This window comes from Arthrobacter rhamnosi, from assembly GCF_054510975.1.
The window spans coordinates 550607-567694 of the sequence record NZ_JBTNDN010000002.1; the positions used below are offsets into that span (position 1 = coordinate 550607).

At 63.0% G+C, this 17088-nt stretch carries 18 protein-coding genes; 8 read left to right on the forward strand and 10 right to left on the reverse strand.

The window, feature by feature from the left end; all coding sequences use genetic code 11:
• Nucleotides 1-16: 16 nt before the first annotated feature.
• Nucleotides 17-886 (reverse strand): carbohydrate ABC transporter permease, encoded by an 870-nt coding sequence (locus ACX80J_RS06915; RefSeq protein ID WP_459347451.1) that lies wholly within the window; start codon nt 884-886, stop codon nt 17-19.
• Nucleotides 887-963: 77 nt separating this feature from the next.
• Entirely contained in the window at nt 964-1902 is a 939-nt protein-coding gene (locus ACX80J_RS06920) for a carbohydrate ABC transporter permease (protein ID WP_459347250.1), read from the reverse strand.
• A gap of 95 nt (nt 1903-1997) precedes the next feature.
• Here ACX80J_RS06920 and ACX80J_RS06925 point away from each other — a divergent pair, with 95 nt between their 5' ends.
• Complete coding sequence (locus tag ACX80J_RS06925; RefSeq protein WP_459347251.1) at nt 1998-3032, forward strand: LacI family DNA-binding transcriptional regulator; 1035 nt, start codon at nt 1998-2000, stop codon at nt 3030-3032.
• 40 nt (nt 3033-3072) lie between these two features.
• Here ACX80J_RS06925 and ACX80J_RS06930 read toward each other — a convergent pair whose 3' ends face one another.
• Nucleotides 3073-3369, reverse strand: a complete 297-nt coding sequence (locus tag ACX80J_RS06930; RefSeq protein WP_459347252.1) for a hypothetical protein — start codon at nt 3367-3369, stop codon at nt 3073-3075.
• 266 nt (nt 3370-3635) lie between these two features.
• Here ACX80J_RS06930 and ACX80J_RS06935 point away from each other — a divergent pair, with 266 nt between their 5' ends.
• Entirely contained in the window at nt 3636-4199 is a 564-nt protein-coding gene (locus ACX80J_RS06935; RefSeq protein ID WP_459347253.1) for a helicase associated domain-containing protein, read from the forward strand.
• 64 nt (nt 4200-4263) lie between these two features.
• Here the strand turns inward: ACX80J_RS06935 and ACX80J_RS06940 are convergent, their stop codons facing one another.
• Complete coding sequence (locus tag ACX80J_RS06940; protein ID WP_459347254.1) at nt 4264-5076, reverse strand: hypothetical protein; 813 nt, start codon at nt 5074-5076, stop codon at nt 4264-4266.
• 378 nt (nt 5077-5454) lie between these two features.
• Nucleotides 5455-6411 carry a manganese catalase family protein gene (locus ACX80J_RS06945; RefSeq protein WP_459347255.1) on the reverse strand — a complete coding sequence of 319 codons (957 nt, stop codon included), beginning with the start codon at nt 6409-6411 and terminating at the stop codon, nt 5455-5457.
• A 369-nt stretch (nt 6412-6780) separates the two neighbouring features.
• Here ACX80J_RS06945 and ACX80J_RS06950 point away from each other — a divergent pair, with 369 nt between their 5' ends.
• The 4 genes from ACX80J_RS06950 to ACX80J_RS06965 all read left to right on the forward strand — a co-directional run bounded on the left by ACX80J_RS06950 (nt 6781) and on the right by ACX80J_RS06965 (nt 10311).
• Complete coding sequence (locus ACX80J_RS06950) at nt 6781-7353, forward strand: recombinase family protein (RefSeq protein ID WP_459347256.1); 573 nt, start codon at nt 6781-6783, stop codon at nt 7351-7353.
• A 208-nt stretch (nt 7354-7561) separates the two neighbouring features.
• Nucleotides 7562-8704 (forward strand): PP2C family protein-serine/threonine phosphatase, encoded by a 1143-nt coding sequence (locus ACX80J_RS06955; RefSeq protein ID WP_459347257.1) that lies wholly within the window; start codon nt 7562-7564, stop codon nt 8702-8704.
• Between the two features lie 825 nt (nt 8705-9529).
• Complete coding sequence (locus ACX80J_RS06960) at nt 9530-10090, forward strand: hypothetical protein (RefSeq protein WP_459347258.1); 561 nt, start codon at nt 9530-9532, stop codon at nt 10088-10090.
• Nucleotides 10090-10311: a helix-turn-helix domain-containing protein gene (locus tag ACX80J_RS06965; protein ID WP_459346305.1), complete on the forward strand. Its 222-nt coding sequence runs from the start codon at nt 10090-10092 to the stop codon at nt 10309-10311. Before ACX80J_RS06960 ends, ACX80J_RS06965 begins: the two co-directional genes overlap by 1 nt.
• A gap of 131 nt (nt 10312-10442) precedes the next feature.
• On the opposite strand, the gene ACX80J_RS06970 is transcribed toward ACX80J_RS06965, so the two are convergent.
• Nucleotides 10443-10841: a hypothetical protein gene (locus ACX80J_RS06970; RefSeq protein ID WP_459347259.1), complete on the reverse strand. Its 399-nt coding sequence runs from the start codon at nt 10839-10841 to the stop codon at nt 10443-10445.
• 655 nt (nt 10842-11496) lie between these two features.
• On the opposite strand from ACX80J_RS06970, the gene ACX80J_RS06975 reads away from it, so the two are divergent.
• Complete coding sequence (locus ACX80J_RS06975; protein ID WP_459347260.1) at nt 11497-11967, forward strand: DUF1801 domain-containing protein; 471 nt, start codon at nt 11497-11499, stop codon at nt 11965-11967.
• 142 nt (nt 11968-12109) lie between these two features.
• On the opposite strand, the gene ACX80J_RS06980 is transcribed toward ACX80J_RS06975, so the two are convergent.
• The 4 genes from ACX80J_RS06980 to ACX80J_RS06995 form a co-directional block, all read right to left on the reverse strand.
• Entirely contained in the window at nt 12110-12535 is a 426-nt protein-coding gene (locus ACX80J_RS06980; RefSeq protein WP_459347261.1) for a hypothetical protein, read from the reverse strand.
• On the reverse strand, nt 12525-12716 hold the full coding sequence (locus ACX80J_RS06985) for a helix-turn-helix transcriptional regulator (RefSeq protein ID WP_459347262.1): 192 nt from the start codon (nt 12714-12716) through the stop codon (nt 12525-12527). The genes ACX80J_RS06980 and ACX80J_RS06985 overlap by 11 nt, the downstream gene beginning before the upstream one ends.
• A 147-nt stretch (nt 12717-12863) precedes the next feature.
• A complete protein-coding gene (locus ACX80J_RS06990) occupies nt 12864-13316 on the reverse strand; it encodes a VOC family protein (protein ID WP_459347263.1) in 453 nt (150 codons plus the stop codon).
• 194 nt (nt 13317-13510) lie between these two features.
• Nucleotides 13511-14686 (reverse strand): glycoside hydrolase family 26 protein, encoded by a 1176-nt coding sequence (locus ACX80J_RS06995; protein ID WP_459347264.1) that lies wholly within the window; start codon nt 14684-14686, stop codon nt 13511-13513.
• A gap of 394 nt (nt 14687-15080) precedes the next feature.
• Between ACX80J_RS06995 and ACX80J_RS07000 the strand changes: the two genes are divergently transcribed.
• Nucleotides 15081-15776 (forward strand): hypothetical protein, encoded by a 696-nt coding sequence (locus tag ACX80J_RS07000; RefSeq protein ID WP_459347265.1) that lies wholly within the window; start codon nt 15081-15083, stop codon nt 15774-15776.
• The last annotated feature ends 1312 nt before the right edge of the window (nt 15777-17088 follow it).

The window sequence follows — 17088 nt, forward strand, 5'->3', positions numbered from 1 at the left end:
TTTTTCGGAAGGGGCTTTACTCTTTGACGGCACCGGCGCTGAGGCCGGACTGCCAGTAGCGCTGCAGCAGCAGGAACGCTGCGATCAGCGGGAGGATGGTGAGGAGGGAGCCGGTGATGACGAGGTTGAAGATGGCCTCGCCGCCGGCCGTCGAGGCCTGCGCGTTCCAGGCGTTCAGGCCCAGGGTCAGCGGGTACCAGGCGGGGTCCTTGAGCATGATCAGCGGCAGGAAGTAGTTGTTCCACGTGGCGACCATGGTGAACAGCAGCACCGTGACGATGCCCGGGCCCAGGAGTGGCAGGCAGATCTGGAAGAACGTGCGGAACTCGCCGGCGCCGTCCATGCGGGCCGATTCCAGCAGTTCGGTGGGGATGGCCTCGGAGGCGAAGGTCCACATCAGGTACAGGCCGAACGGCGAGATCAGGGACGGGATGATCACCGACCAGGGGGTGTTGGTGAGGCCCATCTCGCTGAACATCAGGAAGGTGGGGACCGCCAGGGCGGTGCCGGGGACGGCCACAGCACCGATGACGACGGCGAACACGGCCTTCTTGCCCGGGAAGGTGAACTTCGCGAGGGCGTACCCGCCGAGGACGGCGAGGAACGTCGCCCCGCCGGCCCCGAGCACCACATACAGCACCGTGTTGAGGAACCAGCGGCCGAAGATGCCGTCGTCGTAGGCGAGGGTGTCGCCGATGTTGCCGAAGAGGGCGAAGTCGCCGCTGAACCACAGGCCGAACGAGGTGAACAGATCGGCCTGGGTCTTGGACGAGTTGATGAACAGCCACACCAGCGGGATGAGGCTGTAGATCAGGACGATCCCGGTGAGGACGGTCAGGAGGACGCTGCGCCTCGGATTGTCGACGCCGCGGCGTGTGCTCTTCATGCGCACGTAGCCGGGCTTCGTCTTGTGCTTGGTCCTGTTCTTGTCCGTGCGGGTGGGTTCGACGGCGACGCTCATGGTCAGCTTTCCTTCCGCATGCCGCGCAGCTGCACGGCGTAGGCGATGACCATGGTGATGACACCCATGATGATGGCCACGGTGGCGGAGTAGTTGTACTGCTGGCCGGAGAAGCTCAGCGAGTAGGCGTACAGGTTCGGGGTGAAGTACGTGGAGATCGAGTTCGGCGCGAGGCTCTGCAGGATGGCGGGCTCGTTGAAGAGCTGGAAGCTGCCGATCACCGAGAAGATGCCGGCCACCACGAGGGCTCCGCGGATGGCGGGGAGCTTGATGGCGGTGACGAGGCGGAACTGGCTGGCGCCGTCGATCTCCGCGGCCTCGTAGAGGGACTTCGGGATCACGCGGAGGGCGGAGTAGAAGATCAGCATGTTGTAGCCGATGAACTCCCAGGTGACGATGTTGCCGATCGAGGCGAGGATCAGCTCGGGGGAGAGCGGGTTCGGCAGGTTGGTGCCGAGGGCGTTGTTGATGTTGCCCACCAGCCCGAACCGCGTGCCGTACATGAAGCCCCACATGAGGCTGGCGACGACGGCGGGCACCGCGTACGGCAGGAAGATCGAGATGCGGAAGAAGGACTTCCCGTACAGCCGGCCGCTGTCCAGGGCCAGGGCCACCAGCAGGGCGATCAGCAGCATCACCGGCACCTGCACCGCGAGGAACAGCGTGACGCGGAGGAGTGAGGACCAGAACTGGGGGTCCTGCAGGGCCTGCGAGTAGTTGGCGAAGCCTACGAAGCCGTTGCCGCCCACGAGCTGGTTGCGGAAGAAGCTGAGGAAGATCGAGTAGGCGATCGGTGCCAGGAAGACGAGCGCGAAGACCGCCATGAACGGGCCGATGAAGAGCCAGCCGGACCAGGAGCGCTTCTGGGGGCGCTTCTGCGCTCGCTGGGCGGGCTTCGGCAGCGTGCCGAGCGTGGCCGGTGGGGGTGACGCCGTCGTCATGGGTGGTTCCTTCTGACTCTGTCGGTGATGTTTGCGTAAACATAGCAGGGTGGGCGCTTGAATGTTTACGTAAACATTGTTGTTACGATGGTCACATGTCTCCTCCATCGCGTCAACACCTCCTCAAGGAGGATCGGCGCGTCTCCATGTCCGACGTCGCCCGGCTGGCCGGCGTCTCGGCGCAGACGGTGTCGCGGGTGTCCAACGGCAGTCCGGGTGTCATCGAGTCGACGCGGCAGCAGGTCATCGCCGCGATGGACGAGCTCGGCTACCGGCCCAACAGTGCTGCGCGCGCCCTGAAGCGGGGGAGCTTCCGGACCCTCGGCGTCATCCTGTTCACTCTCTCCACGACCGGCAACGTCCGCACCCTCGAGGCCATCGCGGCCCGCGCCGCGGAGGAGGATTACGCCATCACGTTAATCCCCGTCTCCGCGCCGACGCAGGCAGGCGTGCGGGGTGCGTTCTCGCGCCTGAACGAGCTGGCGGTGGACGCGATCATCGTGATCATGGAGGTCCACCTGCTCGACGCCGCCACCGTGTCCCTGCCGCCGGGCGTCCATGCCGTGGTGGTGGACTCCGATGCGAGCGACGGCTACAGCGTGATCGACACGGACCAGGCCGACGGCGCGCGGAAGGCCGTGGAGCACCTGCTGGATCTGGGGCATCCGACGGTGTGGCATGTGGCGGGCCCGTCGGCGTCCTTCGCGTCGGAGCGGCGCGTCAATGCGTGGCGCCAGACCCTCTCGGCGCGGGGCTGCGCCGAGCCGCCGCTGCTGCGCGGGGACTGGTCGGCCGACTCGGGGTATCTCGCCGGGCTGTCCCTTGCGTCCTCCGACTGCACCGCGGTGTTCGTGGCGAATGACCAGATGGCCCTGGGGGTACTCCGGGCATTCCACGAGAAGGGCATCCGGGTGCCGCAGGACGTCTCGATCGTGGGCTTCGACGACATCCCGGACAGCACCTCCTTCAGCCCGCCGCTGACCACGGTGCACCAGGACTTCGCGGAGGTGGGCCGGCGCTGCGTGGACAAGGTGCTGAAACAGATGCGGGAGAATTCGACGGAGCCGGGGCGGGAGCTGGTGCCGACGCGCCTGGTGGTGCGGGAGAGCACGGCGGCGCTGAAGGGCTAGGCCCGCCGACAGGGTAGTCGGGTCCGCGATCCACTCCCGCTCAGGCGGTCCAGCCCAGGAATGTGCCGCCGACCCACATCGCGCCGAACCAGGTGACCATCGCCGTGACAGGTACAAGGAGCACCCCGTAGGACTGGTGTGATGCCAGCTTCACGCCGACGTAGGTGAGGATCAGCCACCATACGAGGAACGATCCCACGGCCCACAGTGGAGCGGCGAGACCGCTGACCAGGTAGAAGTATCCCGCCACCAGCTGTGCGGCGCCGGCAAGTGCGGTGACCACGATGTAGAGCACGAGCCTGGCGCCGTGCTTGGCAGGGCGCGGGGGATGGCGCATGTGTTCAGGGTATGCGGGGGTGCGAAGCGGTGTCACTCACCGCACCCGTCCCGGGCGCTGGATCCTGAACAGTGGTTCGGCCAGGCCGATCTGTACCGCCGCATCGGTCACCAATCGTGCGCCGTCCCGCCCTCAGTCGGCCACGCTGCTCTCAACGTCCACTGTGCCGGCTGAAGCCGTGACGCGTGCCGAGGGGCTGTGAGGTTTGATGACCTGATTCTGCCGGTGGGGGAGTACCCGAATGGTGCGTGTGAGAACAGGCAGGAATGGTTGCTCATGTACTCCCGGGGTGTGCCGGCCGGGGGATCACCGTGCGGTGCAGGGTCGATGTCCGCCGCGTCCACCGCGCCGTCGACAAGCAGGTCAGCCGGCATCCGAGGTGGTTCGGCCGGTGCTGGCGGATCCACGACCAACCCGCACCCGCCAGGAACACGCGGCGCTATGTGAGGACCCGGGGGCAGCCGTGGTGGGAGCATTACGACGACGTCGCTGCGTACATGCGCGAACGCGGTGGTGCGGTGCCGGCGCAGAATGACAGTCCGAAGGCGCGGGTGCTGTACCGGTGGATCGAAGCCCAGCGCCGGCAGTACGACACCGGCACCCTCGCCCAGGGCAGGATCGACGCGCTGGACGGGTTGGGGGAGTGGGTCAGTACCAGGAAGGGCGTGCACCTACGTTTTGATACACCTTCCGACAGCGGCAGATCTGGGCCAGCAACGGCCTCCTCGCACTCACCGCTCCCGCCTCCGAGTGCCCTCAATAGCGGGTCCGTTACTGGACGATCACGCAGGTTTGAGAGCGGATCAGGGACCTATGAGTCGCAGCGATGAATACTGACTCCTCCAGCAGTTGAGCCACATCTTCTCGGATGGGACGGGTCTTTCTGGGCCAGGGCTAGCGGGGGAGAGTCTTGATCCATTCCGAGAAGTAGGTGAGTTCGATTCCGGTGAGCACGGCGGCGGGGCCGCGGTCCATGGGGTCGGCGAGGAGGGCCAGTGAGTCGGCCGGTAGGTTCTTTGTAGACTCCCAGACAACCGACGACGGTGACGCTGCGTCGGGCCAGCACAGGAAGACGAGGGGATCCGAGGTATCGGACTCCACAATGCCGATCCGGTGATTGAGCAGGTTGATGAGCTCGCTCGTATACATGCGCCCGGCCACCTCGCCAGCACTGAGGAGAACGCCCGACTCCAAGGTGCCCTTGCGCCCGCGGGGAAGCGGGATCCACTGGGCTCGAAGGGTTGTGCCCTGCCAGGGCTCGACGTCGCTGGGCGCCGCAGGGTTGGGGGTCTGCTGCCGGGGGAAGCGCTCCTGCAGATACGCGACGATGTTGTCGTAGCCGATGCTGATCTTGGTCGCAGTGAAAAGCGTCCTGCCATTCGCGTCTTTCACGTCGATTCCGTCTAACTGGTTGAGGGACGGGCCGATTGACCCGATCTCGGTCAGTGGGACGACCCGCATCGCTCGGAACCAGGGACGGACCGTCAGGTGCTTGTCGAACGCGTCTACTCGGAACCGGCGAATCCCGAAGGCGAGGACGACGAAGAGAGCTCCTGCCACCGTGATCGCCGCCATGGAGATGAGGGGACCCGGCCCATCCATCTGCTCGGATTCCACAACCGCGACGAGCGTGAAGAAACCGCCAATGACCAGGAAGACGATGCCGACCACACGGAACAGGACCGACTGCCAGCGACGATTCTTCACGACGAACAGTGCCCCCGCGTCTGGGTTCGGGCGAGCCCCCGCGCGACCGTTCCGGTCACTTCGGCGGACGGCCGCTCCGACGATCATGGGAATCACGACAGACAGCAGAACCGCCACGACCACAGGAAACGCGAAGAGAGACACTTACCGAATCTACTGCCTCTCCTGCACATGCAATGCCCGCAACGCGTCCGAGCAAAGGATGCCTTATCGGGATTGCCGGTGTTCTGGTTCTACGCAAGACCATCTGCGTTTGGCTTAACTTGCCTAGGTCAGCAACCGCCAGCCAAGACACGTTACGCGCTGAATGAGGGGGCCAGCCTTCTTAGGGCTGGCTCCCTCATTCGCAGTTCATCTGCTTACGACATACCTGTCGGCCTACTTCTTGGTCATAGGGCCGAACGTTGCGTCGATGTCCGCCATCTCCATGTCGGCCGTGGCCTGAATGAGCCCGAGCAGCTCAGGATCCAGCCCAGGAGCGAACTCCTCCAACCGTTCCGGCGCGATCTCCGACGGCACACCCTCAGGGGCCTGCTCACTGGCGTCGAGGGTCGTCCCGTCATTCGAGGGCGAGAGGCCCTGGTAAATCTTCCCGGCCTCCGACTGTCCCTTGAGGTCGAAGGTGTACTGCTTGCTCTGCAGTCCGAGGTCCAGGAGCTTCTTGACCTCTGGGAACTGCTCGGCGTTGGTCTTCGGGATAGGTAGCAGCGACTTCCAGTTCACACCGAGGGTCTCGAGAGCCTTGGCGTATCCGTTCTCGTGGGCCTGGTCGCGGACGATCAGGTAGGAGATCGTGGAGCGAGCCGTCTTGTTGTCCGTCATCTCGTACATGCGGCACTTCTGCAGCCGGCCGGTCGCCTCGAGCATCAGGTTGTAAAGGAGGTCCAAGGGCAGGTTCCCGGAGTTGTAGACGTAGCTGCCGCTCCACGGGTTGCCGGCCGAATCGACCGGCAGAGCACCCTGCGCACCGACGAGGTAGTGGTGGATATTGCTCTGGGACAGGGCCAGGTTGAGCGGGATCGCTCCTCCCGCGCCAGGTGTGTCGAGCGGATCGTCGAGCTTGCCCTGGTAGCGGGGTGAGCCATCGAGAAGACGGGAGATAGTGGTACCGATCAGCTCCACGTGACTGATCTCCTCCGTGCCGATGCCCTGAATCAGGTCCCGGTACGGTTTCGCGGCGGCGCCGCGGAAGTTCATGCTCTGGAACAGGTACTGCATCATGGTGCGCATCTCGCCGAACTGTCCGCCCAGACCCTCCTGCAGGGCGTTGGCCGCCGCGGGATCCGGCTCGTCGGGGATGATTTCGTTGATGAGCTGCTGGACGTGGAAGAACATGGAACCTCCTGGTAACGAACGGCAAAGAGGTAAGCCGCCTTACCTTCACCCTGTCACTGCTCGCCTTCGCACCACAAGAGTGCAGCGATTAGTTGCTGCCGAACTTCCTACGCTGCTAGTCGTTGTGCTTCCCGAAATTTTGGTACCACTTGCGCTCAAATCGGCTGAGTCTGACTGTTTGAACTGAGGGTGACGCGTCTCGGTAAAGGATCCCTTGATTGGACGCGGCGAGGGCTCGGGCACGGGGCCGGAGGAGTCCAGCATCTCCAGGGATTCCCGCCTCCGAGTGTTGTCTCAGCAATGTGTCTTGCATCGGCTATTCTCAACAAAGTAGAAGCATGCCTTTGATGAGCTTGAAGGAGAGTTGGGGTGGGAAGCATCGGGTACGCCAGGGTCAGCACTCTGGAGCAGAACGCGGATCTTCAGCATGCGGCGCTCACAGCGGCGGGGTGCAACCGGATCTTCACGGACCACGGCGTGAGCGGTACGACGGCCAGCCGGCCGGAGCTCGACAAGCTTCTTGATCATCTGCGTGCTGGTGATGAGGTCGTGGTGTGGAAGCTGGACCGGCTGGGACGTAATACCCGCAACCTGCTGGCACTCATCGATGACCTGGAACAAAGAGGTATCCACTTCCGTAGCGTGACCGAGGGCATCAGCACCACCGGGCCGATGGGGCGGGCCATGCTCACTGTCATGTCCGCGTTCGCCCAGCTCGAGCGTGACCAGCTCGCCGAGCGGACCAGGGCAGGTATGGTGGCGGCCGCGGAACATGGGCGGAAGGCCGGCCGGCGGGAAGTGACTACTGACCACGCGAAGGTCAGGCGTGCTCGAGACCTAAAAGCACAAGGACTCGCGCCGGCTGATATCGGGAAGATCATCGGCGCCAGCCGTGCGACCGTGTACCGGTATCTCAGCCTTGGTACCAACGACAGGCTCTAATGCGCCGGGTGGAGCATGACATCGCGGGAACGCGCTGGTTTCAGGACCGCGTTCATCAAAGCAATCACCGTGCAGACCAGACCAGCCGCGCCTCCTTGGGGGCTGGCACGACAGATAGTAGGAAACGTACGTGAACGAGCCAGTGCTGGAGCTTCCTCCGGGCCCGCAGTACCCCCTTCCCCGGGATGAGCTTGGAAGGCTGAAATCCTTGGATGACACCGGACTGCTCGACACCCCTGCCGAGGAGGGTTTTGATCGAATCACCCGGTTGGCTCAACAGCTCTTCGGTGTCAGCGGCGCTGCGGTGTCCCTCATCGCCGAGGACCGGCAGTTCCTCAAATCCGTGGTGGGGGATCTTGAGGTGAGCAGCCCCCGGGAGGCGTCCTTCTGCACGCACACCATCCTGACCCCGGACACCCTCGTCATTGAGGACGCCACCAGGGATGGCAGGTTCAGGGACAACCCGGCGGTTTTGGGCGGGCCCGGCATCCGCTTCTACGCAGGGCAGCCCCTGCAGGGACCCGGCGGACACAATATCGGTTCGCTGTGCATCGTCGATCAGGAGCCGCATGCGTTCGATGCCACACAACAGCAGGTACTCAAAGACCTCGCTGCGATCGTCCAGCGCGAGATCACCGTCCGCGCGGACCTCAAGGGCGGCGCCAAGATTCAACGGGCACACCTGCCCGAGCAGGTCCCGTCCCTGCCCGGATACACCATCAGTGCCGCGTCCCGGCCTGCTGGTGAGCTTTCCGGGGACTTCTACGACTGGGAGATCATCAACGGGACCTTCCGCTTCACCCTGGCAGATGTGATGGGTAAGGGGACCGGTCCGGCCATCCTGGCCGCGACAATCCGTGCCGGTCTTCGTGCAGCCGCCGGTCGCGACCCAGCGGGGGCGTTGACAGTGATGTCTGAGGAGATGCTGACCAACCTGGCACGGACCGATTCCTTCGCCACCGCTTTCCATGGCGATCTTGACCCGGCCACCGGAACCATCGGTTATTCCGACGCCGGGCACGGGCTCGCACACCATATACCGTCCTCCGGGTCAGCGCCGGGGACGGCCAGGAGGCTACCCACCAGCAGTGCACCCTTGGGGATCATGCCCGGGATGCGGTGGGACACTCATACCCTCACCTTGGGCCCCGGGGATGCGCTGATCGTCCCCAGCGACGGCGTCCTGGACCTGCTCGGTGAGGACCTGGAGGAACTGGCTGGAGAATTGGAGGCCCTGGCAGCCAGTACGGACCTTCCCGCCGACCTGGACCGGTTGGCCAGCCGTAAGGGCCCCGCCACCGATGACGTGACCGTCCTGATAATCCGCAAGAACCCCGACAGACTCTCCTGACGCCAGCGGTACGACAAGAACAGAGAGGCGAGGTCCTCGAGGCCTTGCCGGCCGGTGATGCCATGCGGGTTGGAGCGGGCGCCCGTATAAGGATTTGCAAGCGCGAACATTCGAATCACGGAAAGCAGGACCGCTATGGGGGAACGCTCAGCCAATCAGGGCCCACTTACCTCAGCTCGTGCAAGGCCCCCGGGCAGGACCTGGGGTCGGAAGTATGCTGGTCCCGCAGTCCTGGTGGTCATCGCACTTGTGATCATTGGATTCGTCGTGGGGAACAACACGACCAGGACCACGACGACGACCGTCTCCCCGGATTGCGCTGAAGCTTTCGAGGTGATGCGGGTGCAGTACGACAGACTGTACGCACGGGGCGATTACACGAGTGAGGAACAAAACGCTCTGGAAGTACCACCGTTGAACGCGTGCACCACGGCTGAGGAATGGATTGCCGCCGGCCAAGCCAATCCCGCTGCTGTGGGAATGACCGACGCACGGGACGTAGACGAGTCATCGCTCGCGATCAGATGCCACATAGCACCGGAGACGTCCGCATGTAGATAACGGCACAAGGCCTCGTGAGTCAGCTGACCTGAAGCTCCGGCGACCCACCGCCCTGTCGAACGACGTGCAAGAACACCGCGACGTCGGAGGAATCCCAACGTGGATCACCTCTTGATTTTCGATTGCTTCACCACTAGCTTATCGACTATCGGTAACATCGATAGTCGATAACCAAGTGGAGGAATCATGCGTCGCATCAAGAGAACCTCTCGCACAGCACCAGAGGGCAAGAAAATCCTTTCCACAGGGGATGCTCGGGCCCTGATGATCCTGACAGCCATCGCAGCTGTCATCACGACGACGGCGACTGTTTCCGGCATCGTCACCGCTTCTACGGGTCCTGCCACCCTCACTCTTCCGCTGGCGACCGCGAAGCAGACTCCGACGGGTCTTCCTGGTGGAGTGGAGGCGCACTTCACGACGATTGAAGCGACCATGCCTACGCTTCCTTCCACAGAAGCTGCCCTCCTGGCATGGGCAGGGATACTGAACCAGATTGGCGTCCTGGCGGTGCTTGCTCTGCTCTTTCTGCTCGCGTTCCGGCTACGCAGGGAGAACCTCTTCACCACCGGATCGGTATGGATCATCGGGGTCTGCGGGGCCGTCCTGGCCGTGGCCGGCACCACCGGGCAGATCCTCGATCAGATCGCCCGCAACCGGCTGGCTGAAGCGATCGGGGCGAACAAGCGCATCCCGGGGGAAACGATCATCTTCGCCGGCGATCTTCCCTTCGCACCCGCAGTGGCCGGGATCGTCCTCATCCTCGTCGCCGGGGTCTTCCAGTTCGGCCGCCGCTTGCAGAAAGACACCGAGGGCCTTGTCTGATGCCGGCTGACGATGTGACAGGCATCCACTGTCGACTCGACGAGCTCCTGGAAGCACGGAACATGACCCTGACCGAGCTCAGTAAGCGGGTCGGAGTGAGCCTGGTGAACCTTTCTGTCCTGAAGAATGACCGAGCGAAAGCGATCCGGTTCTCCACGCTCACCGCGATCTGCCGCGCGCTGGACTGCGAAGTCGGAGACCTCCTGATCACCGAACAATGACACAGACAATGACACAGACTCCGGGAATGACGAATCAGACACTGTTCTAAGCTCATCAGAGTCCCTCCGGCGGTGCAGCACGTTATGAACGGTGGTCTCACCGGGTCGCTACCCCTCTACTTACACGCTGATCAGATGAGTGTCGCGCGTAATGGCTTGTGCGGCGGCTGTCCGATCAACGGTGTGTAGCTTGTGTGGTGGAAGGTGGCGAAGGCATCCTTGAAGGCGGCGGCTTGTCCTTGGAGTTTCCGCACGAGCGGTCCGGGTGGCGCCGATGCCATTGGGTTGTATGCCAGGGCGCGGGTTGCTGAGCTCTGCAATTGAGCTGCGCCTGCCATGGCGGCGCTGGCTTGCAGGCTCAGTAACGCCGTAGTGAGTTCTTCGTCGTCGTGGGCTTTGAGGGCTCCTTCGATCCGCCGGATGCGATCGGTCAGCAGTGACTCGAAAGAGTCCAGGAAGTCGGACGCGATGCGGGAACCAAGGTCATCGGCGAGTGATTCGAAGACTGTTGCATCAAGGGGAGGAAGCACACCGTTTCTTGGGTGCATTGTCGGAATCGACCTGTTATGCCCCATGACACCCCTGCCCCCTGTGCCACTGTGGCGACCCCTTTAACAGTGATCACTTCTCAGGGCTTCCACACGAGTAGGAACTACCTGTTTCGCCGGTTCCTTCGGGCGACCAGGCGGGGAGTGGGCTCGCTTCCTCGCGGCAATGGCTTCCCTCATTGACGAGTAGCCCGTCACTAGGAGACCTGTGGGCAGGCCACCATCCGCCTTCCCGCCGTTCTGGAGCGCGCCAGGGCGCGCCGACCTCGCGCACCAGCCGGCTGGCCAGCACGATGAGGTAACCCGCGGACAGGTAATCAATGGTGGCGTCCAGGCTAGCCGCGGACGCACTGACTGCCGGTGATGCCCCGTGCCGGCGCTCCTCGAACAACTCCACTAACCTGTGCGCCTCGAGCGCCCTCAAGTGGTAGTTGACCTTTTGGTATGCGATGCGGCCAGGGCGGCGAGCCCTGCGGCGGAGGCCGAGACGGCCAGCTCGCCAAGTAGTCAAGCCCGGACCGGATCCAGCCGCGGCTGCTGCCTCCACACCTTCGATGACTTCGACGTCCTTCATGCTCGTTCAGGTTTGGTTCTCACGATCGACGCCGATAACGGGGCGGGGTGCGATACTGCGGTCATGGATGACCCTGTACTGCGTCCGACACTTGCTGATCCGCGGGAGTTCGTCGCTGCCGTACCGCACCCGGTCCGTAGGGCCGACGCGGAGGTTCTTCTGGAACTGATGCACAAGGTGTCGGGACGACCGGCGCGGATGTGGGGCCCGTCGATTGTCGGTTTCGGCCAGTACCACTACAGGTATGCCACGGGCCATGAAGGGGATGCGGCAGCGGTGGGCTTTTCACCCCGGAAAGCTCACCTGGTGCTGTACGGACTGACCTACGGGGACCACGCGGAGTCGCTGCTGGAGAAACTGGGCAAGCATAAGCGCGGGGTCGGCTGCCTGTACGTGAATAAGCTGGCAGACATTGACCTGGCCATCCTGCAGCAGCTGATCCAGGAGGGGTACGACCATATGACTACCGTCGTGCACAGTCCCGCGCCAGACCCACACGACACCCGACAGGACACCCGACAGGACACCCCATAGGACACGGAGCGCGGCCGTTCTTGGTTCCGGAATTGCCGTCGGCAGCCTGCTGACACGGATTCCCGGTGGTCCGCAGGTGAACGGAAAGCTCAGAATCCGCGGTTTTCCGGTGCTCCCGGGGGATGTGTATTGAGTTCAAGTTTCAGCTTCGGTGGTTGAACATCGCGAATGAGGAAACCCCGATCACGAACAGGGTCCCCATGAGGAGGGTCATGACCATCGGTGCGTCCACACCGAATCCGATGGCAAGAGTGGCGATGCCGGTCAGTGGAAGGGACACCAGTCCGACGACGGCTAGGGCGCGGGTGAGAAGTGTGTCCTCACGCTCGTCCCCCGTCTGGGTCCATGCCCGCTCGAAAGTGGACGCCTGGTCCGGTTGGCGGAGCACCCGCCAGGCCATGACCAGGGCGCCGGCGATACCGAGGCCGAGCCCGACGAGGAACCCTGGCACCATGTTCCCCGGTGCGTGCTCGCGCAGGAGCACCACGGTGATGGTCACCAGCCCGAGGATCACCGCGAGGATGCCCAGGGCCAGCGCGGTCCGTCGCGCGGGGATGTCAATTTGCATGGAATATCTCCTCAACTGGGCGCTGGAAGTAGCGGGCGATGGCCAGAGCCAGGGAAAGGGAAGGATCGTAGCGGCCCGTCTCGATCGAGTTGATCGTCTGACGCGAGACGTTGAGTTCCTCGGCCAGCTCTCGTTGCGAGATGCGGGTTTCGGCGCGGACATCGCGGATGCTGTTCTGCACGCCACCCCTTGATGTAAAGCGTCCTTGTCACGACAAGGGTGCTTTACATCAAGGGCGGTTGTCAATGCTCCGGGCGATCACGCTCTTAGGTGCCCCAAGGAGGTTCTTCACCCTCCGGTGGTGGTCCTGCGGGGGAGGGGGATGAGTCTAGGTGGCTAGACGCGCTCCCCATTCGTGCGGGGGGACTGCTCGGGTTTGCTGGGAGAACTCCCAGCGGTGGCCTTCGAGGTCCTCGACCGTGTATTGGCGTAGGCCCCAGGGTTTGTCCTCGAGTGGCGCGATGATCGTGGCGTGGGCGGCCAGGCTCCGCTCGTGATGGCCCCGGACGTCATCGACGAGTACGACAAGTGCCGAGCTGGTTCGCCCAAGCGTCAGAGGGCTGGGCTGGTCCTCGGTGGCGCCGGCCAGTTCCACGAACCCGTCACCGATGCGCATCTCAGCATGTTGGATCACGCCTTCGGACGATGACCACCGGAGGTGCTCGGTGAAACCAAAAACGTCGCGCAGCCAGTCAAGGGCCTTACCCACGTCGTTGTATCGCAGGGACGGCATGATTCGGGGAAAGCCGTCAACTGGATCGTAGGAGTGTTCGCGGGTCATGGCCCAGTATTGCGGTGACCGTAGCTCCGCGACAAGAACCCTCGGCTGGATGTACGGCAGACCCAAAGCGCGCTTGGTCACCCTCGACGCCGCTTCCACTCCAGGTGGCCCGCACCTCCGAGCACAAACGGTCTACCTGACCGAGTAGGCACAGGGGCGGCTCGTGCGGGGCTTAGGCCTCGGGCATGCGGGTCTCAGGTTTCGGGATCGACGAGGGGTTCCCCACAGGTGGGGGGTTTGGCTGCGAAGCGGTACCAGTCCGGCAAGGCTTTGGTGAACTCGGTGCGGATGGTGGGGTCCTCCAGGACGGTCCAGTCCACGGGGGCGCCGACTTCGGGTTCCATCTTGTTCCACTCGAACCAGTTGATCATTTTCAGGTGCGGGAACCACTCGTGCACGGTCGGGTCGAAGACCTGCTTCCACCAGGCGCGCTTGATGTTCAGGCTTCGGAGTTCGCCGATGTCGTCCTGCACGAGGGAGGCTGTCTCCGGGATGGCGACCGGTTTGCCGTGATTGACCGCGTACTCGGTGTAGAAGTCCGGGAGCATGGAGTCATCGCCGTTCTTCCCGTCGTAGGTGCCGGTGAGCTGGTCGGCGAACTTGCCCTCCTCGGGCATCTCGCTCTCACCCCAGGGGTAGGTGTTACCCCAGTGGTAGAGGGACATGCCCACCCAGTCGACGGCGTCGTCGCCGGGGTAGTAGGGGGCGTACGGGTCATCGAACGACGTCAGGGCCCCATCCCCGGTCGTGTCCAGGACAGGGAAGCCCGGCGTGCCGGGCAGGGATTCGTACTCACCGCCGGCGAAGGGGTACCCACCGGCGTAGTTGGGCGCCCACATCATCGCGGACCCCGGTGCATCCCGGTGCACGGCGTCGGCCACGCGTTGGAAGGCGGCAATGTACTCGGCGGGCTGCTGGCCCCACGGGTACCAGGATCCGTTCATCTCGTGGGCGAAGCGGACGATGACCGGCACGCCGTTGGCATTGAAGCGCGCGAGCATGCCAGCCAGCTCTACGGCGTGGTCCTCGGTGACCGCCTCGAGCCCGTCTATCGGCTCGAGCGTGAGCAGCAGGATCCCGCCGTTCTGGCGTACCTGCTCGGCGGCCGACGCGAGCAGGTCCGGGTCCTCCTCGTTGAACGGGAAGTCCGCGAAGGTCACAGCGACAGCGGGTCGTTCACCGAGCTTGTCCGAGTACTCGGCGAGGGTTTCCCGGCCCCACTCCAGGTTCACGCCCATCAGCGTCCCGTCCTCGGGTGCGAGGTTCCGGCCGTCGACGGGATCACAGGGAACAGCCCTGGGATTGATATTGCACGCAGTGAGGGACAGAAGCAGCAGCGCGGTGAGAATTCGCGCAAGGTTTGAGACCATACCCCCAATCTACGGGCGACCTCTTGTCCCCAGGACGAGGCCGAGCCGAACCTCACCCGCTCCTGCGCCCACCCTGACCAGGCACGAGCACCGCCGGCATCGGCTGACGCTGATTACTGGTGAGCGGGTCAAGTGTCCGACGACATCGTGGGAAAGGAAGCCGAGAAGGCAACCCGAACTCGGCAACACTCAGCTGGAAACTGAGCCCCTGACCACGGACACTGCCTGACCGGGAGTCGGCATACGAACTGTCTCGTCAACCGGCTTGTCCCTGGCACTTGCGAGACTCAAGGCCACATTTCAGCCAGGCGCCGTAGAGCCTTGCAGCTTCCTCTAGTCAATCGGATGAACGGGGTTCATCATGTCTCTCATCCCCTATGGTAGGAGCCCCAAAATGACAGTAGAAGCCGAGTACGAAACACTGGACCTGTCTTCCGTGACGCTGAACGCGGCCATCGATTTCTTAGACCGCCCACCACATGCGCCATGGTTGGAGACAGGTTCGAACGACCTGCCTGGCGTGAATCTCGTCAGCTACACCATCCACGACATCCGTGAACCTTTCTTTCAGACTGAGGCAGAGCCTTACCTGTTCGGCGTAGCAGTGGATAGCACGTTGAAGCCGGTACCTATCCCATGGGGTTTAGCTGATTTCGATCCGAACAAGTTTCAGCTGAAGAAAGTAGGACAGGGAGCGAAAGTTACATTCGGTGACAGTACGGGCGCGCCTCTGTACCTTCCGCCGGTTAAGGATTTCCTGGCGATCGTCTTAATGATCGCAGACAGCGACAACGCACAGGGAAGCATCGAAGTACTGAAAGGTGCTGCAGCGATTGCCAAAAACGACAAGGTGATTGGTGCCATCGGGGCGGCCAACCCGGCAGCAGGGGCGGCGCTCGTGGCGGCCGGTCTGACCTTGGATGCTGCTGCAGCAGGCCTCAAAGCCAATAGGGACGACATCATCGCGGATTTCCGAACCATGTACTTCACTTCTGCGACCCTGGTGCCCGGCCGCCGTCATAAATTGGTCGTTGAAGGAGCTGAGATGACACTTCGGGTAGGCGAAGACCCTAACCTTCAATCTCGATAGACAACCATCCAGCGAGCCTCCGAAGACGATAGAGCGCCCTGACCGCTGAGATGGTTGGGTACGCCTGCCGGGGGACGACAACAGGACACTGCCCCCGAAATTTGAGCCAACGACAACCCGCGAGATGAACTGTAAGCTCCGCCCTATGCAGTCTGATGCGCAGATTCCACTGTTAGTCGCACTGGTTGGCGTCATGAGCGCGCTTCTGGCTGCTCTCCTGACAGCCTTGCTCTCCCGGCGTCACCAACGGGAGCAGCAACAGCGTGAGCTGATGATGAAGCCATCCGAAGAATTCGCGCGTAAGACGCTGGAAGCGCTAGCGGCTCTGCGCTACGTGACTCCTCCGCCGTTACGCTTTCCTCCTCGACTGCCCCATCGGAACGAGCTTCTGCTTGCCGATGTCGAAGGAAGGTCAGCCAGACTTACCCGCTGTGCAACAGCTATCGACGCCGTGCGTCCGACGCGCGCGCACCTGCGACTCGTGTACCACCCTCAGTCGGCCGTTTCGGACTCTGCGCAGCGCGTATTGGCAGGATTGCGAGCCTGTGAATCTGCAGCGTCCGAGTATTACAAACGCGCTGATTTAGCTGGGAATTCACAACCTGAATGGCGGGAAGGAGAAGGGAAGGCGCTCCGAGAGGCCTACAAAGTACTTCGTGCTGAGCTTTACAGGGACCTGGACTTATTCTTCGAAGATGTTACGGCTCGGTTGCAGTTCCCACTGCGGAAATACTCACGGTTCGATCGACCTCAAAAGCCTTTGAGCGCAAATATCACGCAACAATTGTTAGAAAACGCTCATTAAGCCGCCAGAATATCGAGTGGTTCGTCCAACCGGGAGGATGACATTCAATGCCAGATCAAGCCGCGGCCTTGGTCTACCATCGTGCGCCGTAGTCTTCACCTCATACTGCCACCCGCGCACGCCAGCATCATGCGCGTGCGACTTCAATCAGGTCACGGTCGCCTTACCTATCGACTTCGGTCTAGAACCCATCGCGGCCCTCGGTCGGAGATCAGATCAGTAGACACGTCCCGCTCCTGCACGCCCGCCGCAACTAGTGCATTAAGTGACAACGGCGCGTCCTGACGCGACGCGCTGGCGCTGGTGTATCCGAGATAGCTCACACCCCGGCCCAATGACTCAAAAACCTCGATCATGAGCACTTTTGAGACGAGAAGCGTCGAGACGGATTGTTGAGACAGGTAGCGGCTCGTTATCCCGGAGAGGTGGTTGCGCTGTGTTCGACCTGGTTAAGGCGTCTTTTAAATCTTTAGTTTTACGAGACAATCCAAAACGTAGCCCTGGTCC